At 49.6% G+C, this 20162-nt stretch carries 17 protein-coding genes; 5 read left to right on the top strand and 12 right to left on the bottom strand.

The window, feature by feature from the left end:
* Positions 1-64 precede the first annotated feature (64 nt).
* From Q1V74_RS07380 to Q1V74_RS07335, 10 genes are read right to left on the bottom strand one after another with little or no spacing between them, the layout of a single operon-like run.
* Positions 65-1450 carry a YncE family protein gene (locus Q1V74_RS07380; RefSeq protein ID WP_300647749.1) on the bottom strand — a complete coding sequence of 462 codons (1386 nt, stop codon included), beginning with the start codon at positions 1448-1450 and terminating at the stop codon, positions 65-67.
* Positions 1451-1500: 50 nt separating this feature from the next.
* Entirely contained in the window at positions 1501-2724 is a 1224-nt protein-coding gene (gene entS, locus Q1V74_RS07375) for an enterobactin transporter EntS (protein ID WP_300647748.1), read from the bottom strand.
* Positions 2721-6617 carry an amino acid adenylation domain-containing protein gene (locus tag Q1V74_RS07370; protein WP_300647747.1) on the bottom strand — a complete coding sequence of 1299 codons (3897 nt, stop codon included), beginning with the start codon at positions 6615-6617 and terminating at the stop codon, positions 2721-2723. The genes entS and Q1V74_RS07370 overlap by 4 nt, the downstream gene beginning before the upstream one ends.
* A 14-nt stretch (positions 6618-6631) precedes the next feature.
* Complete coding sequence (locus tag Q1V74_RS07365) at positions 6632-6883, bottom strand: phosphopantetheine-binding protein (RefSeq protein ID WP_300647746.1); 252 nt, start codon at positions 6881-6883, stop codon at positions 6632-6634.
* A complete protein-coding gene (locus Q1V74_RS07360; protein WP_300647744.1) occupies positions 6876-8519 on the bottom strand; it encodes an AMP-binding protein in 1644 nt (547 codons plus the stop codon). Before Q1V74_RS07360 ends, Q1V74_RS07365 begins: the two co-directional genes overlap by 8 nt.
* Before the next feature lie 26 nt (positions 8520-8545).
* Complete coding sequence (locus Q1V74_RS07355) at positions 8546-9211, bottom strand: 4'-phosphopantetheinyl transferase superfamily protein (RefSeq protein ID WP_300647742.1); 666 nt, start codon at positions 9209-9211, stop codon at positions 8546-8548.
* Positions 9208-10014 (bottom strand): alpha/beta hydrolase-fold protein, encoded by an 807-nt coding sequence (locus Q1V74_RS07350; protein WP_300647740.1) that lies wholly within the window; start codon positions 10012-10014, stop codon positions 9208-9210. The genes Q1V74_RS07355 and Q1V74_RS07350 overlap by 4 nt, the downstream gene beginning before the upstream one ends.
* Positions 10011-11141, bottom strand: coding sequence for an ABC transporter substrate-binding protein (locus tag Q1V74_RS07345; protein WP_300647738.1), 1131 nt, complete (start codon positions 11139-11141; stop codon positions 10011-10013). The genes Q1V74_RS07350 and Q1V74_RS07345 overlap by 4 nt, the downstream gene beginning before the upstream one ends.
* Positions 11138-11932 carry an ABC transporter ATP-binding protein gene (locus Q1V74_RS07340; protein ID WP_300647736.1) on the bottom strand — a complete coding sequence of 265 codons (795 nt, stop codon included), beginning with the start codon at positions 11930-11932 and terminating at the stop codon, positions 11138-11140. Before Q1V74_RS07340 ends, Q1V74_RS07345 begins: the two co-directional genes overlap by 4 nt.
* Positions 11933-11941: 9 nt before the next feature.
* Positions 11942-12985 (bottom strand): iron ABC transporter permease, encoded by a 1044-nt coding sequence (locus Q1V74_RS07335; protein WP_300647734.1) that lies wholly within the window; start codon positions 12983-12985, stop codon positions 11942-11944.
* Positions 12986-13081: 96 nt separating this feature from the next.
* On the opposite strand from Q1V74_RS07335, the gene Q1V74_RS07330 reads away from it, so the two are divergent.
* The gene (locus Q1V74_RS07330; RefSeq protein ID WP_300647732.1) at positions 13082-13810 is read left to right on the top strand and encodes a SapC family protein; all 729 of its coding nucleotides are present in this window, start codon (positions 13082-13084) and stop codon (positions 13808-13810) included.
* Positions 13807-15972: an ATP-dependent helicase gene (locus tag Q1V74_RS07325; RefSeq protein WP_300647730.1), complete on the top strand. Its 2166-nt coding sequence runs from the start codon at positions 13807-13809 to the stop codon at positions 15970-15972. The genes Q1V74_RS07330 and Q1V74_RS07325 overlap by 4 nt, the downstream gene beginning before the upstream one ends.
* Positions 15973-16020: 48 nt before the next feature.
* Here Q1V74_RS07325 and Q1V74_RS07320 read toward each other — a convergent pair whose 3' ends face one another.
* Entirely contained in the window at positions 16021-16443 is a 423-nt protein-coding gene (locus Q1V74_RS07320) for an Hsp20/alpha crystallin family protein (protein WP_260650240.1), read from the bottom strand.
* A gap of 176 nt (positions 16444-16619) precedes the next feature.
* Positions 16620-17324 (bottom strand): TerC family protein, encoded by a 705-nt coding sequence (locus Q1V74_RS07315; RefSeq protein WP_300647728.1) that lies wholly within the window; start codon positions 17322-17324, stop codon positions 16620-16622.
* 408 nt (positions 17325-17732) lie between these two features.
* Here Q1V74_RS07315 and Q1V74_RS07310 point away from each other — a divergent pair, with 408 nt between their 5' ends.
* The 3 genes from Q1V74_RS07310 to Q1V74_RS07300 all read left to right on the top strand — a co-directional run.
* Positions 17733-18248 (top strand): hypothetical protein, encoded by a 516-nt coding sequence (locus Q1V74_RS07310; RefSeq protein WP_300647726.1) that lies wholly within the window; start codon positions 17733-17735, stop codon positions 18246-18248.
* Between the two features lie 11 nt (positions 18249-18259).
* Positions 18260-18736, top strand: coding sequence for a hypothetical protein (locus tag Q1V74_RS07305; RefSeq protein ID WP_300647725.1), 477 nt, complete (start codon positions 18260-18262; stop codon positions 18734-18736).
* Between the two features lie 68 nt (positions 18737-18804).
* Positions 18805-20162, top strand: a 1358-nt coding sequence (locus tag Q1V74_RS07300) for a class I SAM-dependent methyltransferase (protein ID WP_300647723.1), incomplete at its 3' end; no start/stop codon positions are given.

Below are 20162 nucleotides of genomic sequence, written 5' to 3'. Positions count from 1 at the left end.
TTCGTACATCTGCAACACATTCATAGCAAATAGGCTAGGTGTACACCTAGCCCCTTTTTAAAAATTATTTAGGTTGAATCCGTGTTATTTGATCAGCGCTTTCATCTTCTTGACCGCGCGCTTTATTCACCACATATACATGGCCTTTTTGATCTGTGGTGATGTGGTTGGGGAAACTGCCAATGGGTAGGTGTGCAACCAGCTCGCCGTTGATGTTGATGACGGTGACGGCATCTGCGCCACGAACGGCGACATAGGCAAGCTGAGAAGCCTCATCCCAAGCGACATTCAGTGCGCCTGCGCCTACAGGTGTGTTGTGCAAAATGCTGTTGTCTTTTAGATCGACGATGACCACGTTATCGGTGGATTGTCCGGTCACAAAAGCGCGTTGGTGTTCGGGGGCGATGGCAATCCCAGAGGCATTTTTAATACCAGAAAGCGCCACAACGGTTTCAACGGCATTGGTTTTGGTGTTTATGACAGCGAGCTCGTTTGTGCTGCGGCTAACGGTGTATAAGCGTTGCTGCTTGGCATCATAAGCTAAGCTCATCGCCGCAAAATTTTGACGGGTTTTAGAAGGAATCGTAATGGGATCAAGTGCTTTGAGCGCTTTGCTATCAAAAACATAGAGTTGGTTAGAGGTGGGCGAAGACACAAACGCTTTTTGCTGCGTTTCGTCCACAACTACATCGCGAGCATGAGGCGCGCTACCATGTTCAAACTGTTTAAGCAGTTTGAGATCATCCTGACTATAGACAGCGACAGTGCCAGCCCGAGTATTAGTCACCCATACGGTATTTTGCTTGTCGTCAACCGTTATCCCATAGACGGCCATGACTTGCCCCTCACGTGCAGGGTCCGCAGCGGGCGTGATATGTTGTGTTATTTTGAGTTGTTTTGGATCGACCTTGCTAAGCTGAGATTGTTTAACGGGCGGGCGTCCTACGGCAGATGTCACAAAGAGCACATCGTTTTTAGCGCTGTAGGCCACTTGATATAAACCTGCGGTGACGGGGGCTTGGGTCAGGGTGAACTTGTCCTCACCGGTGGCCTCAATTTTGGGCGAGACTTTTAGATCAAAAACCGTAGCCGCCGATGGTTTAGCCACTTGTGCAATGATGGGGTGTAAGCCTAGCGCCGCATCGTGGGGGATATGGATTTCTACACGAATTTGCCCCTGATCGTCGGCAACTACTGGCTGGTTTCCGGTTAGGACTTGGCCATTACGCATAAGCTGTACTTCTTGGCCGGGTTTAAATCCACGCCCCCATACTTCTGCTTTATCGCCTGGGTGCACCACGCCGCTGACACCGAGCATGGCATTAAAATCAGGGTCAGGCTGGTCAAACACAGCGTTTTGTGCAAACAGTTGGGTGCTTAAAAGGAGGGCGGCTGTGCTTAGCGCAAAACGCTTCCACGTGTTGTTTTTAGTAATAAGATTGATTTGCATTTCTATAGCTCGCTAAAAAGAGAGTAAGTACAGGATTGAGTTAACATGGATTAGTTTTCGATGTGTTTTAAACTTCGATTACGCCAAGCAAAGGCGCTGCTCAGTAGAAAACAGGCACCCCCACCAATGAAAAAAGCCGTAGTCGGATTGGACCAACGTGAAACCACACCCATTTGCATATTGCCTACCGCCGTGCCTAATGCCGACTGGGTCATCCAGAGACTGGACATACGGCCTAGCAGGTGATCTGGTGTGTGTTTTTGTACAAGTGCCATACGCAAGATTTTAGAGACGGTGTCGGCCGCTCCCATGCAGGCAAGGCAAAGCAAAGACCAAGGCAACCAGACCCACTGGGAAAGGGCAAACACAGCGGCACCCCAAAGCATCACAGCCGCGATAATAAAGCGTCCAGGATGTTTTACGGTTTTGGTCCAGCCAGAGCTTAATGCCATTAGGGTAGCGCCCACCGCTGGGGCAGAATACAGAAGCCCAGTGGCTTCGGGGCCTAGTTGCAAAACCTGTGTTCCCCATTCAGGAAGCAAGGCCAAAGGGGTAGCCAGCACCACCGCCGTCAGGTCAATAAGCAGTAAAGAGCGCAAAAGGGGTTGTTTAGCCATATAGGTAAAACCTTCGATAAAGGCATGGAATATGGCGGGTTGTTGTGGCTGTGTCCCTTTAGGGGGTAAAGCGGGTAATTGTTTTAAGAAAAAAGGGGTGGTGAGGACGGCGGCCAACACAATTACATAACAAAAAATTAAGCCCGGCCCCGCGATAATCAAACCCGCAAGTGATGGGCCGATCACGCCACCAATCTGCATGGATAACCCTGAAAGAGCAGCGGCGGCGGCCAAGTGTTCGCGACCGACTAAGGCCGGTGTTGCAGACATCATGGCAGGCACACTAATACCGCCGGCGGCACCACCAATGGTGGCGGCAAGATAAATAAGCCAAATGGTGGGGCTGGGTAAGAGGGCATTAATTAAAAACAGGCTCACGCTAAATACATACACACTGCGTGAATACAGCATCAGCTTGCGTCGGTCCATGCGATCCGAAAGCACGCCCCCAACCATCAGAGCCAAAACCATAGGGATTGCCATGGACGCATTGAGTCCGGCGACTGCAATACTGGATCCCGTCATTTCGAACAGCTGAATACTGGCGGCCACCATGAGCATGCCAGTGACTAACACGGTGGCTGTACGGGCGGCGTAAGCGTAACGAAAAGCACGGCTTTGGCGTAAAGGACTGATATCTAATAAAAAACGACTCATGATTCCATAGATAAGGTAGGGTGTGTTTCTGACTGCTGTAAAGCATGCTTGAGCAGCGGTGCGATTTGAGCTGAGGCTTCGGAGCCAGTCAGGTGTGCATGTAGAAAAGGCAGGGTGTGAACATGAAGTTGTTCCACCCATGGTTGCCACATAGCCGGGTTTAAATCGGTGTCTTTGTGATCTAAGCCCGCTTGGATATACAGCACCTTGGCATGTAGCTTTTGTTCCTGATGTTCCCGTACGGCGGCATTATTTAGGGCTACCGCCTCAAAGACACCATTGAGTTGTGTGTTATCTAAGGCACCAAGAGGGTGATTTTGTTGGCGCAGAAAATCAATAACGCTTTGACGCGTTAAGGCGACATGAGGCAGCTCATTAGGATCAAAGCCAGCAATATGTAATAAGGCTTTGTAGATAGCATTGGCGGCTGGTAATGGTTGGGCGCGCCACGCGGAGCTTGGGTAAGCGTCTAATAAACAAATCAGACCAAGGCATTCCCCGCGACGTTGGAGCGTGACGCCCACGGCGTGGGCAAGAATACCACCTACAGACCAGCCTAACAGGTGATAGGGGCCAGTGGGTTGCAAAGCTTGAATACGGTCGGCATAGCGTTGTGCCATCGTATCCAAATGAGTTTGAGAGGTAGACTCATTATGGAATGTATCTGCTTGCAGCCCATAAACTGAGCGTTGATCTAAGTCGGCGCGTGCCAGTGCCCCGTAGCACCAGCTGAGCCCTCCCGCTGGGTGGATACAAAATAGCGCTGGGCGCTGTGAGTCCCCTTGGTGTAAGGTCAACATCGGCTCAAAGCCAGCACTATGTGTGCGGGTGGCTAGTTCGTGATCCAGATAATGGGCTAATTGCGCCACACTGGGATGCGCAAAAATCGCCCCTAAGTTAAGCTCGGGATAGGATTGACGTAACTGGGCAATCAGTTGCGCTGCTAGTAAAGAGTGTCCGCCAAGACGGAAAAAATTATCTTCAATGTATACAGGGTGCTGCAGCTGTAGCACGTGTTGAAACAAGGCCGCGATCTGTTGCTGCGTTGCGGTGGTAGGCAGGGTGCCCGCCTGATTTTGCCGTGCCGGAGCCGGTAGCGCTTTGCGATCCAGTTTGCCGCTGCGATTCAAGGGCAAGGTATCCAGAATGACGAGGTGGCTTGGCACCATATAGTCAGGTAAGTATTGGCGACACTGCTCAAGTAGGTCTTCGGGGTTGGTTGGGGTGGTTAATACCACATAGGCCACGAGCAGTTGTTGACCAGGTTGGTCCTCGCGCACCAGAGCGACGCAGTGCTGTACGGCAGGGTGCTGCTGTAGGATCTGTTCAATTTCCTCTAGCTCAATACGTAAACCGCGTAATTTGACTTGAAAATCCGCACGCCCGAGATATTCTACGGCCCCATCGGTGCGCCAGCGTGCCTTATCACCCGTACGATAAATACGTCCTGTGGCAAAAGGATGGGGGATAAAGCTCGCGGCGGTTAAATCAGGGCGCCCTAAATAGCCGTCGGCCAGTTGCACACCACCGATATACAGGTCACCGCTGATACCAGCAGGAACGGGTCGTAGTTGTTCATCTAAAATATATAAGGCGGTATTCCATACCGGAAAACCAATGGGGATAGGATCGCTTTGATCCTGTGCGCTGGCATGCCAGTAGCTGACATCGACCGCCGCTTCGGTTGGACCATATAGGTTATGCAGTTGGCCTTGGATGCGAGTGTAAAAGCGATCACGTAAATAAGCGGGTAAGGCCTCGCCACTGCAAAAAACCAAAGGAATACTTAGCCCCTGACTGCTTGCATCGGCTAAAAACGCAGCGAGCATAGAGGGCACAAAGTGAATGACCTCAATATGGTGCTGGCAAATCAGTTGCGCCAGCTGTTGGGGGTCTTTATGCGCTTCGGGGGGCGCTACGTATAAATGGGCACCACTGATAAAGGGTAAAAACAATTCCCATAAAGACACATCAAAGGTATAAGGGGTCTTTTGTATAAAGCGGGTGCCTGCTTGGATAGCATAGTGTTCACGCATCCATAGTAGACGATTCACAATGGCTTGGTGGGAGACAACCACGCCTTTGGGGTCACCAGTAGAACCGGAAGTAAATAGTACATAGGCTGCGTCCGTGGCGTGTGCGCTCTCTATCTGCTGAAGACGAAGGTGCGGTGCGACCGAGGGCAAAGCATCTATAGGCAACGTGGGGCAGGGTAGTGGGTCAGCAGAAGCAATGGTCGTATCGCTAATACAAAGGACGGGCTGAGCCTGTTGCAAGACATTGATTAAGCGCGCTGGGGGCTGGCTAAGATCCAGAGGTAAGTATGCGGCACCCGCACGCAGGATAGCATGCAGCAATAAAACCCGCTCCGCACGGCGTGTCATGCCCACAGCCACAATATCGCCTCGGCGCACCCCCGCTTGATAGAGTTGCAGACAAAGTGCTTCTACCCGTTGTTGATATTGGGTATAGGTATAGGAATGGTTGTCATCGCTTAGGGCGGTTTGCTGAGCATGCAGGGATACCGTGTCTGCGATCAGTGCATTGAGCGTGGTTACCGGAACAGGGTGGTCAGTGTGGTTAAGCGTATGCACATAATAATGTTGTTCGCTTGGGGTCAGGGTTGGGATGGCTTGTAGAGTAGGGGCATCCCAGGCTTTTTCGATAAAGGTGAGTAAGCGATCACTGTGCGCTTGCAGCATGTCCAGTGAATAGAGTTTGGGGTTGGCCTCGATTTCTAAGCGCATGCCTTGCGCCTGCGTACCGGCCCTAAATGTAATATTAAGGTCTTCGACGGGACCAGCGCACAACACATGTGAAGTTGCATGCAGCGGAGTCTGATCGTAGGGCGTATCAAAAGGCAAGATATTGATCAGTGGCCCATGTAGGCGGCGCATTTCACCGAGCAGACCTAAGTCTCGGCGTAATTGCTCACTGCGGTAGCGGCCATGACGACGTGTGCGCATCAGCGCTTTCATGCCTTGGTGTAAAAAGTCGGGAATAGATAACTGCTCGTCAATTTGTAGCGGCAAAGGGGCAACATTCATCACGGTGGCGATAGCAAGCGCGCTTTGGTTACCCATGCGTCCCATGTAGGGGACCCCAAAGACCGAATCGTATTGACCCGTATGGCGTGCAATATATACAGCGCTAAGCAGAGTTAGCACGTCTGGCCATGGGTATTGGTGGGTAGCACAAAACTGGAGCAGTTTTTGGCTCCATTGTGTGCTGACTGGTTGATGATGAGCTAAAAACGTAGGCGCACTCAGTGCGGTAGTGGATGCTAAGCTAGCTACATCCAGATCAGGCTGAAGCTGTTCTAACCAGAAATCCCGATCTTTTTGATATTTTGGGCTGTGTAAATAGCGTTGATCATCGGCTAAAACGTGATGGATAGAGCTTAGGGGGGCGGGGCAGGGTTTACCTTCGGTGAGCGCTAAGTAATGTTGTAGGATGCGTGTTTCCAGTAGGTTCATGGCATAGCCGTCGGCGGCTAAGTGATGAACACGCATATAAAAAATAAAATGATGGGTGTTGAGTACAAACAAAATAAAGCGTGAGACACTGTCGTAACGCAAATCAAGAGCTTGTTGCTGGTCTGCACGCATGTGGGTTAAAGCTTCTTCAGTGGTAGAGCAAGCGGTATGGACCTCTAAGACCGGTTGGGGACCATCAAAACATTGTTGGGCCATGTCATCTTGAATGCAAAGGCGCAAGCGCAATACATCCGCTTGTTCTAGGACGCGGTTGACGGCTTGTGTGAATAACGAGACGTCTAAAGGTGATTGAATATCGGCATAGTGCGCGGTATTAAAAATCGGATTGCTCGGATCAAGGTGCTGGGCGTACCAAAGGCCTTGCTGAGCAGAGCTAAGAGCAAAACAAGAAGACATACACTGACAACGATTTAAATGTGATGACGATTGATGACATCCCACCAGTGAGCCAAGGTGGGTTCGGCGGCCATATCGGCAAACTCAATTTGAGCGCCGGCTTTGCGCCAACGAGCGGCTAGGCTCATAGCACGCATTGAATCGAGCCCCCATTCCATCAGGTTATCGTCATCGAGAATTTCGGTTGGATCTTCGTGGAGCATGGCAGCCACATCGGCGCGCATGGTTTCTATAGTGATAGGTAATACAGTGTGTTGATCAGTCATGGTGATTTTGTAACAGTTGGCTAAGTTGGGCACGTAGTTGTTTGCGGCTAATTTTTCCCGCCGCTGTAATATCGAATTTATCTACAAAAATGACTTGGTCCGGAACTTTAAAATCAGCAAGACCACGTTGACGAATCCAGCGTTTGATATCAAGGGCACGTGGTTTAGCGTGGTCGCTTTTTGGGATAATAAAAGCACAGCTACGCTCGCCCAGGTAGTCATCAGGCACAGAAACAACGGCCGCATCAAAAACAGCCGGATGAGCTAATAGATGGTCTTCGATTTCTTCGGCAGAGATTTTTTCCCCAGCGCGATTGATATGGTCATTGGCACGCCCTTGGACAATTAAATACCCTTGCTCGGTAAGCTGCACAATATCGCCGGTACGATAAAAACCATCGGCAGTAAAGGAGCGTGCATTTGCGCTTGGGTTGTTGTGATAAGCCCGAATGGTATAGGGCCCGCGCGTAAGCAAATGGCCAGCTTGTCCAGGAGCAACAGGCTGATCGTTGTCATCCACAATACGCATTTCATCATCTGGGCTAATGGGGCGACCCTGAGTATGAGTAACCAGATACGCATCATCGTGTAAGCGGGTGTAGTTCACTAGCCCCTCTGCCATCCCAAAAACCTGTTGTAGTTGCACACCCAGCGTAGGGGTGACGCGTTTTGCGACCTCGGGGATGAGTTTTGCTCCCCCAACCTGTATGGTTTGCAGCGATGAGATGTCATAGCGGCTATGGGGGGCGTATTCAAGCCACATCAATAATAGTGGTGGTACCAAGCTAGTAAAACTGACCCGGTGTTTTTCAATCAGGGCAAAGCAGGCCTCGGGTTCGGGGGTTGAGCTAAGCACCACACAACCTCCTGCATATAACGTACCTAAAAACCCCGGTGAGCTCATCGGAAAATTATGTGCAATAGGCAAAGCAGCTAAAAATCGGGATTGGGCGTTAACACCACAAATGCGTGCGCTTTCACGCAGGGTGTAGATGTAGTCATTGTGAGTGCGTGGGATAAGCTTGGATAAGCCTGTGCTACCGCCAGAAATCTGCAAAAAGGCGACATCGGTTGCACGCGAGACATTATCGGGGACGGTGATACCTTGACCTTGGTGCATGAGCTGCTCTAACGATATAAAAGGGCCGGCCTCGCCAACGAGAATGACATGTTGTAATTGAGGGCAGCGGCTTTGCAGCGTTTGAGCCTGTTGTACGTAATCAAACCCATCAAAATGATCCACGCCGATATAGGCGTCGGCAGGGGCTTGATCAGCAAAATGCGCGAGTTCAGTGATGCGGTGAGCGGGCAGAGCATAAATAGGAATCATGCCGGCCCGAAATAAGCCAAAAACTACACTGATGAATTCAGGGATGTTGGGCAGCTGCACCAAAACCCGTGCGCCTTGTTTGAGCCCAAGCTGCTGTAAGCCGGCGGCGACTAGAGAAGCCTTTTGATTTAGCTGAGCATAGCTCCATTGTTCTTGCGGGCCAATCACCGCCAGCTGGTCGGCATAGTCTTGTGCCCGTTGTGCTAATAGATCCCCAAAGCACTGACCTTCCCAGTATCCGGCTTGGGTGTACTTTTGAACGAACTCAGTAGGCCAAATTTGTTGAAGTGGAATGTGACTGGTCATGATAATGAGAATGATTACTAATTATATTAGTGTATCACTTTAGGCAGAGAAAAAGTCAACACCTCCCATCCTTGTGGAGGTAAGTCTGGTAGAGGTAAAGGCGATGCCACGCAGCTCATAAGTCCCGTAACGGGTAAAGCACACTGAGCATAAAAATTTTGATTGGCTAGTTCTGCTTGAAAAGTCCAATCCTGATGGTTATGTAAATGCAGTTGCAGTGGGTTGGTAAGAAAACCCGTCCCATGGGCTTTGAGTATGGCTTCTTTGGCACACCAATAAGCATAAAAGTCAGTAGCGCTTTGGACATGAGGGCGCTCATGCGTAGTCAGCACTACATCGAGTAAAGCTGGGTCGATGGTGGGCGCGATATGCTCAATATCTACCCCAATAACCGTTGAGCTGAACGCCACAGCAGTGTATTGCTGACTATGACTAATAGAAAAAAAACAGTGGTCGTGATTTTTGACCAAGGGTTTTTGGTAAGGGTTGTAGGCGAGCTCGATATCGAGTGGAGAGCAATGCAGTTGTACAGCCAGCTGTTGGCGCACAACGGCGCGCCCAATGATATAGCGTTGTTGTAGCGCTAAAGAGCGTAAACGTTGGGCGTGCTTAAATTCGCTTTCATGTAAATAGGGCATAAAGGCGGACATAGCGGGGGCTTGTTGACGATCCAAGAGCAACCAGTAGTTCATGCCATGAACTCCGTGAGCGCAAACTCGGTGGCTAAGCCTAGCATGGCGCCATGATCGGCCTCGGGATAGAGCCGCAATTGTTGCTTAAGCTGACTTGAGCGAGGTAAATGTTGTAAAAAGGCTTGTAAAAAACCCAATGTGGGGATGCCCGCAGGACGCGGGGCGTCAGGGGTGGCGGGTTTAGGGCGCCATTGTTCTTGTTCACCAATAAGCAGATCCAGCTGAAGGCGTGTGCTGAGCGGTGGGAGGTGTGAGGCGTGTTGTTGCATAAACGGGTGATACCACCAAAGCGAAGGGCTTGCGGAAATATAGTGTTGGAATAGCTCTGGTTGTTGCAATAACGCCCATAGCACAAAGAGCCCCCCATAAGAATGCCCAAATAAGCCTAGGCGTTGTGGGTGAATCACCGCATGTTGGTTGAGAAGAGGCAAAAGTCGTGTTTGGATAGTGTGTAATAAGGCCGGCGCCCCCCCCGCTAACCAGTTGGGCACACGTGGGTCGACGGCAGGGCGGGGAGCAGGTGGAATCGGTGTGTACTCAAAAGAGCGGCGTTGGCGCGCCTCGGGGCGTGCGAGTCCAAATCCTAACGTAGCAATTGCATAATTAAGTGGGCGGGGCTGACGCTGTAAAAATTGCTGCACATGGTTATGGACCCAATCACCATCCAGTAAGAGCAACAAAGGCACGGCGTGCTGGGAGGGTGGGGTCCATAGGTGAATATGGTAGGGTTGTGCCAATAGTTCGGTATGGGGAGCCGAGGGCGTATAAGAAGTGGGCAGCTGAAAAAACTGGTGTTGCATCATAATCCGGACGCGGGTAAGTCCACAATATAGGTGCCTTGCATGGGCACGGTTAGAAAATGCTGATTGACATAATCTAAGGTTTGTTGGGCAGACAGGCCTTGCATACGTTGTGGGTGAATCCAGCTGGCTAAGGCTTGGATAAAAATCATATGCAAAGGGGAATCATTAAACGCGTGCCAAATCCCGTGTGCATTGTGTTGTTGTACCGCACGCAGATGCTGGAGTTTATTGCTCTGGATAACACGTTGTAAGCTCTTTTGCGCTTGTTCGGGCTCAATGGCCGTGCCGATCAGTAATCCACCGGCTTGTTCTCGTCGTTTTGCGCCCGTTCCGGTGGCTACATATACATGGGGGTTGCGCGCGTTAATAAACTCGTAATTAAGTTTACCTGTCGGGGTTTTAAGCACATCGACGCCAATATTATGACCGCCGGCATAGCGCACCATATCGTTAAATGTGCCGGTGCCAGGTGAGTTACAACAATCGGTACTGCCAGCGTGTGCGTGGATAAAAACAGGGGGGCGCTCTTGTTCATCCAGATCTTGGAGCCGATGTTGTACCGCTTGCATTTGTTCTTGATAAAAATCGATAAAAGCTTGAGTGCGTTCCGTTGCGCCGATGGCTGCCCCCAAAGCCTTTAGGCTGGGTACGGTGTTTTGTAATGGATCCATAAAAAAGTCTACGATCAGCACTGGCACGCCAGCGGCCTCAAAGCGGCGAATGAGTGCTGATTCGTTGGGATCCTGATTCGGTAAAAGTCCCGCAAAGCGAGCGGTCAATACAACCAGATCGGGACGAAGGGCAAGACTTTGTTCCACAGAGAAGCTTTCAGCGGTATGACGCCCTACGGTAGGGATGTCGCGAATGGCAGGAAACTGCTTCTGATATTGCTCGTATTCGTTGACAAACGCGGTTTTAAACTCATCCGACCAGCCTGCAATCAAGCTCACTGGGTCAGGATGTAATAAGGCTAACACAGGCATGTGACGTGCCTGAGTCAAGATAATACGTTTGGCAGGCTGGGCAAGCGTGACCTCGCGCCCTGTAATATCCGTAACGGTAATGGGTGCGGCGTGGGCTTGCCAAGCAAACAGGAGCCCATAAAAAAACAAGAAAAAACGTTTCATGTGTTTACCTCGGCATTGGTGCTGAGACCATCAATAAAAACATGGAGCTGTTGGCGGCTGCAGGCTTCGATACGTGCGCGAACCCCATAAGCCGTAGCTAAATGCTCAGCGTGGATGACTTGTTCAACCGGACCTTGGGCTAAGATATGCCCGTGATTAAGTAATAAGCAGTGTTGGCTGTGTTGAAGCGCAACGTTTAAATCATGTAGCACAATCACACTGATCATTTGTTGTTGTTGCGTCTGCTCTTTAAGCAGCTCCATAACGTGGTATTGATAATTAAGATCCAACGCGGAAAGCGGCTCATCCAAAAGCAATAGCGTTGGCTGCCGAATCAGCGCTTGGGCAAGCCCGACCAGTTGCTTTTGTCCCCCAGATAGCTCGTCTAAATAACGCATGGATAAATGCGCGATCCCGAGGCGCTCAAGCAAAGCCATGATGCGATCGGCATCGGCGCTGCTTTGTTGGGTAGGGCGTAGCGTGGCATTGGCCGCCACAAGCACGGACTCAAAAACACGTAAATGCACTGAAGCTGGTAAAGATTGCGGTAAATACACCACGTGTTGAGCGCGCTGTTCAAAATTTTGTTGGGTAAGGTCTTGGTGATTGAGCGTAATATGCCCTTTTTTGGGGCGGATTAACCCCGCTAGACTTTTGAGTAGGGTGGATTTGCCACAGCCGTTTGCTCCCAGCAGTGACACAACCTGACCGGGAGCGATCGGGTCGACGTGGATATCTTGCAAAATGATTTTGTTGCCATAGCCAACTTGAAGGTGGTCGATGGATAACATAGGACTCCTTTATGCGGTTTGGCGACGTAATACGACGGATAAGAAAAAGGGCACGCCGACTAAAGACGTCACAATGCCAACCGGAACAATGACACCGGAGACGATGTTTTTTGAGGCAATGGAGGCCATGGATAAAATTAAAGCGCCCACCAGTGCACTGCCAGGCAAATAGAAACGATGGTCTTCCCCAAAGAGCCGGCGTGCAATATGAGGAGCAATCAGCCCTACAAAACCGATAGTGCCTACAAAGGACACCGCCAACGCGGCTAGCAGACTAATGCGTAATAATGAGCTAAGGCGTAAGCGTTGAACATTAATACCAAAGCTTAAAGCGCGTTCTTCGCCCAAGCGTAGGGCGGTGAGCTTCCATGCATCGCGCATGGCGAGCGGAAATAGGAGTAGCACCATTAAAAACATAAGGCCGACTTTAGGCCAGCTTGCTCGTGATAGGCTGCCAAGCGTCCAAAAAACCAGACCTTGAAGGGCTTCGGCGCTAGCTACAAACTGCATTAAGGACACGAGGGCATTAAAGGAAAAAACCAGCGCAATCCCAAAAAGCACCAAAGAAGACGTGCTTAGTGCGCCCCAACGGGCCACAGCATCGAGCAATAAAGCCGAGAATACCGCAAAAATAAAAGCATTGGTGGCAATCATCCAGCTGGCTGGCACCCCGGGAACAGAAAAGTTCAGCACAATGGCCAAAGAAGCACCAAAAGCCGCCGCTGAAGAAATACCCAGCGTAAACGGGCTAGCCAACGGGTTATTTAAGATGGTTTGCATCTCGGCACCTGATAGGCCTAGCCCCATACCAATGGCAACAGCCATCAGCGCGTAAGGCAGACGAATGTCCCACACAATGACACGTGTAGTGGGGTCCGCCAAGCTGGGATTAAATAAGGCGTGATAGAGCTCAGACCAAGCGAGCCCAGAGGGGCCCAACATGAAATCAGCAATTAAGCACAATACAATAGCGAGTACAAGCCCGAATAAAATAAATAGCCGTCGGTGTAAAACCTGTTGGTAAACCGCAAGCGTAGCGGGTGCAGCAGACATAAATAGAAATGAGAATAGTTATTACTATGGTTTAGTATAGTGGATTTTCTAGGGAGTTGCCTATGCCTATATAATGGAATTTTTATTGGGGGATTTATGTCACAGCAGATGGCGATGCCGGATCTTTTGGCTTTAGATGGGAGCGATACCCAGTTAAAAATCACCTTGCGTCCAGATCATTATGATTTTGCAAAAACACAGAATGCGTTGCCTTTAGCGCAAAGCGAATATGAGCTTGCCTGTAAAAACTATCCTATTGTGTTTATCGCGGCCGACGCACAAGGCAATACTTTACAGTCCGTGGTGTTAACCAGTTTTCAGGCACAAGATAATGCTTTTGTCCAAAGCTCAGGGGCATGGGAGCCATTTTGTTATATTCCGGCATGGGTAAAACGTCATCCTTTTCATTTGGGCTTTGATGAAAAAACACAACAGCCCTTGGTCTATGTGGATAAACAGTACCCAGGTTTAAGTCATAGCGATGGCATGGCTTTTTTTGAGGCTGGGGCGCCCTCTGCCTATTTAACGCAATTGGTGCATGCATTACGCACCTTACAGGTGGAATTAGATCAAACTCAGCAATGGGTTATGCGGTTGAAAAACCAAGGCTTACTAAAACCGCAGTCGATTCAATTAACTGATGGGGATCACTCAGAGAGCCTGGCTGGGATTTGGGTGGTTGATATGGATAAGGTAGCGGCATTAGAGGACGCGGAAATTGCGCAGATGTATCACAACGGTACGTTAGCGTTGATTGAGCAGCATCGTTTATCTTTGGCTAATCTGGATATCTTGGCGCAGCGCCTTTCTGCGCGAGGACAATGATTCGACCGCGTTTTTTTCCTAAAAACCTGTTGCCAACACCCGAGCAGCAGGCGATTCAGTGTGCTCAGCAACGTATTAGCTTAATCGAGGCAAATGCTGGTGCGGCAAAAACCACGACTTTGGCCTTGCGCATTGGGGAGGCTTTGACGCGTGGTTTGGCGCCGGAACAAATCTTAGGTCTGGTTTTTACTCCAGAGGCCTTGGAGGTATTACGACAACGGCTGTTGGAGTTGGGCGTAGCGCCAGCAGTGGTGCGGCGTTTGGCTTTGTATCGTGTCGAGGACTTTGCGCAGCAGGTCTTGACGTATTGGGAGGAGCAAGAGCCGCCGCGTATGACGCAGATGCACGCTTTGCAACCGATGATGCTAGAAGCACAAGAGATGCTGAGCCAGCGGTATGCGCATCGTGAAGAGTTTTACTTGGAAATACGCTCACATCATGTAGCCCTGAGCCAGTTTTACCAAAGTCAGTTGCGCTTAAAAGCGCGCATGGATTTACGTTTGGGCGAGGACGAGGATCTTTTTGAAAAAGCAGCCTTAGCCGGGGTCACAGTGACGGATTTTTTGTGGGCGCAGCAATACGAACGCCTGCGCCAAAGCCCCTACGAGGGGGTATTGTTTAGGGGGCCTTTTGATGCGACCTATGATTTGGCGTGTGCCCTGCTAGATCAACCCGAGCTATTAGCGCATATACCTGTGTATCGTGTCATTGTGGTCGATGAATTGCATGATGCCAACGAAGCGGCGTTTCAAATTTTGCGGGCATTGATGTCACGCCAGCAAAGTTATTTGGTGGCGGCCGGAGATAAGGATCAGGTCATTCATCAGGACTTAGCTGCCGAGGCCACTTATCTGTATGAGCGCTTTGCGGCGTATTTTGATTCGATTGCACGCTACCCTTTAAGCCAAACTTATCGACATGGTCCATATTTGGCTTACGCTGCGGGGGCTTTTAAGCAAAAACGGGTAGAGAGCGCCTTACCATTGGCTACACAGATTCATGTGCACCCCTATGCTATGACGGGGGAGGCAATGACCACACCGCTTGTGCAAGCCATCCAACTATGGGTGCAGCAAGGGGGAGCCTTAGCAGCGTGTGCCGTGCTTTTGCGTGATACGCATCAATCTGTTGCTATAGAAAATGCGCTGATGGCGGCGAATATTCCCTATCGCTTAGAGGGTATGGTTGGGTATTTGCAGCGTGATGAGATTTTATTTTTGCGCGCTTTATTAGCTTTGGCTTTAAAAGATTATGGTGAAGTAAGTTTAGATTTGCGACGTCAAATGCTGCGCGCATTGGTTTTGTTTTTTGAAATTGATATTTTACCCTCTGAGTTTGAAGAGGTAGTGGAAGATTTACTCGTTAGCCCCCAGTTACTACCTGTTTTCTTACGTTATCAAGTTAAAAAAACATCTTCGATTAAAAATGTATCACGTTTAGAAAAAATATTAGCTTTAGCGCAATCTTCGGCTCCTCATCATATGGCGTTTGATTTTTTAAATGAGGCGGTAGCAATAATGGATACCGTACATACAGCAAAACGTTTATATGTTTTGGAGCATCAAGCGCAAGTTATCCAAAAGTCCATTGACGCTTTTATGGATTTGGCCAGTCAACAGCAAAGCAACTTGCATGGTTTATATCAATGGTGCATAGATAGAGAAAAAATCAATCAGCAATCGGTGGCTTTGCACTTGAGTTGTGTAGCTCAGGCCAAAGGTAAAGAGTTTGAGCATGTGTTGCTACCATTTTTAGCCCAAGGCGAGTTTCCTTCAGCACAAAGCCCCGCACTTATCGAGCAGAATCTTTTTTATGTGGCGATCACGCGCGCGCAAAAGCGATTAAGTTTGTTTGTGCCTGACAAAGCTCATTGGGTGAGTGATTATGTAGCAGCCATGTCTTTAGAGCAGGTGAAGCCGCTGGCGCAGCAGCGTTTACAACAATTACGTGTGGAAGCACAACAAGCGCAAAAGGGAGCGCCTACGGTGAGAGAACCCCAAGCGGTTTATAAAACACCGCGTATTGATTTGGTTGTACCCTTTGCTGAAAAAGATCAGGCCAAGCAGCGTGGCGCTCGTTGGGATCCGGTAAAGCGTGTATGGTATGTGCCCGCGGGGGGAGACCCCAGCCGGTTTGAGCGCTGGCTAAAAGCGCCCCGTTAGTAGTGGTGTAATATAAAAATGCCCACCATGAGGGTGGGCATATAAAGATCATTTGATTTGTAGCTTGCGTGCGCCTTGAAGCGTGTCTTTTTTAGGTAGGCTTAATGTTAAAACCCCGTCCTGGTAATCGGCGCTGGCTTGATCCACGTCAATTTCTACGGGTAGTTCAAAGCGGCGTGCCACGCTGCCTACATAACGCTCTGTACGTAGTACTCGGTTATCTTCAGATTTTTTCTCTTGTTTGATTTCTGCTTTGATATTAACAGTAGCGCCATGGAGGTCTACATGGATATCTTCTTTTTTGACGCCGGGTAGTTCGGCTTGTATTTCAAAAGCTTTTTCATTTTCAGTGATATCTACTGCAATACGATTTGGTAATGGCTCACCTTGTAAGGGTTTAATAAAAAAGCCATCGGTTAAATCATTAAAAATATCACTCATAAAACGACTGCGAATAGGAAAGTTAGTCATAGATCATTCTCCTTTCTCATTCAATATATCTTTCTTATTTTTATATATGGGGTGGGGGTGGATATTTTCAAGGGGTAGGGTATTTGGAGTAAAACCTCAATCATCCTGAGTATAAGAAAGCCCAAAAAGCGAAAAGCGTTTTGGGCAAGTGTGAAAAGCAGAGGATCAGTTTGGTATTAAGCGACGGCCGCAGCTTTTTTACGATGCGCTAACCATTTGCCGAGTACAACAATAACAAGGGCACCGGCTACTTGCGCACCATAATGCACAAGAGAGCTGGGCTCACCAAAATGCTCAATATAGGCAATATCAGTCACTAATAACCCACCGGCGATCCAGCCCAATAAGCCCGCCCCAAACGTCACAATCGCAGGGAAGCGGTCGATGAGCTTTAAAATCAGGGTGCTGCCCCAGACAATAATAGGAATACTAATGACTAAGCCAAAAATCACTAAGCCGAGCTGGTGATCCGGGCTGGCGAGTTTTGCGGCACCGGCAATCGCGATGACGTTATCCAAGCTCATGACAAAGTCTGCAATGATAATGGTTTTGACTGCTGACCATACGCTCACACTGCTTTGGATATTGCCGTGTTCCTCATCGTGGGGGATGAGTAAACGTAAGGCGACCCACGCTAAGAGCACAGCACCAACAATTTTTAAATAGGGGATGGTTAATAGGGTTAGGGCAAAGGCAATCAGCACTACCCGAAGAATAATGGCGCCAGCGGTGCCCCAGAGTACGCCTTGAATACGCTGCTTATGCGGCAAATTACGGCAAGCCAAAGCGATCACCACCGCATTGTCACCGCCTAGCAGAATGTCGATCATAATGATTTGAAAGACGGCTGCCCAGCTAAGTGTTTGAAAAAATTCCAACATATAAAACTCCAACAATAAAAAAAGCCTATCCCACAAAGGACAGGCTATTTCGTTTGGAGTAAACGCACCTTGCCCTTTGAGTGGCAAGGTCTTGCTTGTAACGATGTGGGTTGAGGCCACATTTCACTATTGTGCGTTACCCGCGCACCGGGAAACCGAGGTTTACCGTGATGACGATGCGACGGAGCTAAGCTACTCCCCTTGATGCGCTGATTATAGCGGTAAATGGTGATGCTAGGTCAATGTTGTTTGTATCATTTTTTCTTTGTTGCGACGTGGTGGTGTGCTTTACGATCTTTTACCTTATCGTCGTCGCCCTTTCGCTACACTGGCTAAGTCTAATTTCAGCACAACAAGATATTTTAGAGGTGGCCTGGTAGCGGTAAAGCCAAAGCCTGAGGACATAGGATGCATAGATTATTATTTTTCATCTTTGGGGTAGGGTGGCTATTAAGTGGTTGTAGTTCGTTTTTAAGCGAAGGTGTGAGCGCAGGGGCTGGAGTAGCGGGTGTCGCCATTGCGGATCAAGTCACGGACAACGCTGCTGCTGCGACAGGAATTGGTTTGGGTGTGCAGGCTGGGGCTAAAGCAGCATTGCAATATTTAGAACGAAAAACGCGAGCCGAAGAACAAGATGCGATTGCTCAGGCGGCGAGCCCATTAGCCGTAGGGCAAGTGGCTGAGTGGCAGGTGGCCCATCAGTTGCCTTTGGAACCGGATGCTTATGGGCAGGTGACGGTTAGCCGTTTGATCGGTGGAATGGGCTTAAGCTGTAAAGAGGTGGTGTTTTCGGTGGTGGATAGATCTGCTGATGAGCCTGCGGCGGAGCGCCAGTTTTATGTGAGCACGATTTGCCAAGATGGAAAAACGTGGCGCTGGGCAAGCGCTGAGCCCGCTACAGCACGGTGGGGAGCACTGCAATAATGCGCAGCATCATGGCGTTTATTGTATTAGCTATGGCATCGTGGCTCTCGGCATGTACTACCTCTTCAGTCGGGAGCGCTGTGGGTGCCGTGTCCGGGTTAGCCACCAGCGCGGCTACTGCTAACCCCGCTGTTGGCTATGCCGTAGGTATTGGGGTGCAAGCGGCTACTGATGCGTCGATTAAAGCCGTGCTGCGCCATTGGACAACGCAGCAGCAAGACCTAATTGCTCAACTTGCTGGTGAGCTGCCATTAGGCCAAAGCCGTGCTTGGGCGGTACATAGAACGATTCCATATGGTCGAGAAAAAGGGCAGCTCGAAGTGATTCGTGATATACCTAATGCGTTGGCCTTCTGTCGTGAGTTATTGTTTACCGTAGAGGAAAAAGAACAGACACAAGCGTACACGGCGGTGATCTGTAAACAACAGCAGCAGTGGAAATGGGCGAGTGCTGAGCCGGCCGTGCCGCGTTGGCGTGGTTTGCACTAAATAGCGTATTGTCAGTCTTTGGGCTAATGTATATAGCTTTAACTTATTTATAGCTGTAGAGCAGGAGCATGGGACAACTAGAAGCCGTTCTTCATCAGTTAGCCACCTCGTATGACGCTTTTCCTTATTTTTCTAATGCATTCAAATGGTGCGCGCCGGGACATCTTCGTGCGGTCGCCTATTTGTATGGCCTAAATGCGCCTCCAGTTGCTTCGGCTCGTATTCTAGAGATCGGTTGTGCTGCCGGAGGCAATTGTTTACCCGCTGCTTTTTTATATCCAGATGCCCACATTGTAGGGGTGGATATTTCTGAGGTCCAAATTCGTGAAGGACAGGGGGTCATTGCGCGAGCTGGCTTATCCAATATCTCGCTGCACGCGATGTCGTTTACGGATATTCCAGACGCGTGGGGGCCGTTTGATTATATTATTGCGCACGGGGTGTTTAGCTGGGTTCCCCCAACACTGCAACGGGAGTTGCTTCATGCCTGCCAGCGACTATTAAGCCCTCAGGGCATTGCTTATATCAGTTTTAATACGTATCCCGGGTGGAAAGCACATGAGCTGCTACGTGATTGGATGATGTGGCATACTGAGCCCGCTGTTTGTTACCAAGAGCGTATTGAACAAGCGCGTGATTTATTGCCGTTTATTCAAGAGGGTTTAGCAGTACAGAACCCGCTGGCTCCTGTGTTGCAGCAGTTGGCACAGCAGGTGCCAGCCTCGGCACAAAATGATTATTATTTGGCGCACGAATACTTAGAAACGCATAATCACCCGCTATATTTTAAGGATTTTTGTGCGTTAGCACAGCAATATGGCTTGGCTTTTGTGGGCGAGGCAGATGCTAAAGAAGACTTAGCCCAAACTTATGGTCTCACCACAAATGCAAGGTTTCAGAGGCTGACTCAACATAAATCCCGCTTAGAGCAGCTGCAGTATTTAGACTATGCGGTAGGAAGAACATTTAGAAAAAGTCTCCTCACGCATCAGACAAGCTACCCCACACCGGTAGCGCCGGACTTATCCCGTGTGGCTGACCTGCGTCTGGCCGGCTGGTTTACCTGGCAGCTTTTAGCAGATGGTGGTTATGCGGTCACAAGTGCTTTATCTGGGCAATTTATTTTGCGTGATGCGCGCTTGTTACCGTTACTGGACCTGCTTACCCAAAGCTGGCCGCGCCCTGTAGCCGGTCGGGATGTAATGGATTATGCATTACAGCAGGGCGCTACCGACCCCCTTTATTTGCTACAACAACTTTTTCTTCAGGTTCCTGTAGAAATCAATCGCAGTTATGAAGATTTGCCCTACTGTTTACAAGACTATTACACAGGGCTTGTGCCGGGTGTAGGTCAAATCATCGCCGATCGCCAGCAACACTTATCACAAATGAGCGAGTGGAATGCTTGGTATTCCAGCAGTACAGA

It is taken from the genome of Paenalcaligenes sp. (assembly GCF_030152715.1).
GTDB lineage: Bacteria > Pseudomonadota > Gammaproteobacteria > Burkholderiales > Burkholderiaceae_B > Paenalcaligenes > Paenalcaligenes hermetiae.
The sequence above is the reverse complement of the archived record's forward strand: the minus strand, read 5'-3'. Positions and strand labels throughout refer to the sequence as shown.

Coding starts and splice junctions, on each gene's coding strand:
- Q1V74_RS07380 (WP_300647749.1), bottom strand. CDS start 1,450: ATGCAAATCAATCTTATTACTAAAAACAACACGTGGAAGCGTTTTGCG.
- entS (WP_300647748.1), bottom strand. CDS start 2,724: ATGAGTCGTTTTTTATTAGATATCAGTCCTTTACGCCAAAGCCGTGCT.
- Q1V74_RS07370 (WP_300647747.1), bottom strand. CDS start 6,617: ATGTCTTCTTGTTTTGCTCTTAGCTCTGCTCAGCAAGGCCTTTGGTAC.
- Q1V74_RS07365 (WP_300647746.1), bottom strand. CDS start 6,883: ATGACTGATCAACACACTGTATTACCTATCACTATAGAAACCATGCGC.
- Q1V74_RS07360 (WP_300647744.1), bottom strand. CDS start 8,519: ATGACCAGTCACATTCCACTTCAACAAATTTGGCCTACTGAGTTCGTT.
- Q1V74_RS07355 (WP_300647742.1), bottom strand. CDS start 9,211: ATGAACTACTGGTTGCTCTTGGATCGTCAACAAGCCCCCGCTATGTCC.
- Q1V74_RS07350 (WP_300647740.1), bottom strand. CDS start 10,014: ATGATGCAACACCAGTTTTTTCAGCTGCCCACTTCTTATACGCCCTCG.
- Q1V74_RS07345 (WP_300647738.1), bottom strand. CDS start 11,141: ATGAAACGTTTTTTCTTGTTTTTTTATGGGCTCCTGTTTGCTTGGCAA.
- Q1V74_RS07340 (WP_300647736.1), bottom strand. CDS start 11,932: ATGTTATCCATCGACCACCTTCAAGTTGGCTATGGCAACAAAATCATT.
- Q1V74_RS07335 (WP_300647734.1), bottom strand. CDS start 12,985: ATGTCTGCTGCACCCGCTACGCTTGCGGTTTACCAACAGGTTTTACAC.
- Q1V74_RS07330 (WP_300647732.1), top strand. CDS start 13,082: ATGTCACAGCAGATGGCGATGCCGGATCTTTTGGCTTTAGATGGGAGC.
- Q1V74_RS07325 (WP_300647730.1), top strand. CDS start 13,807: ATGATTCGACCGCGTTTTTTTCCTAAAAACCTGTTGCCAACACCCGAG.
- Q1V74_RS07320 (WP_260650240.1), bottom strand. CDS start 16,443: ATGACTAACTTTCCTATTCGCAGTCGTTTTATGAGTGATATTTTTAAT.
- Q1V74_RS07315 (WP_300647728.1), bottom strand. CDS start 17,324: ATGTTGGAATTTTTTCAAACACTTAGCTGGGCAGCCGTCTTTCAAATC.
- Q1V74_RS07310 (WP_300647726.1), top strand. CDS start 17,733: ATGCATAGATTATTATTTTTCATCTTTGGGGTAGGGTGGCTATTAAGT.
- Q1V74_RS07305 (WP_300647725.1), top strand. CDS start 18,260: ATGGCGTTTATTGTATTAGCTATGGCATCGTGGCTCTCGGCATGTACT.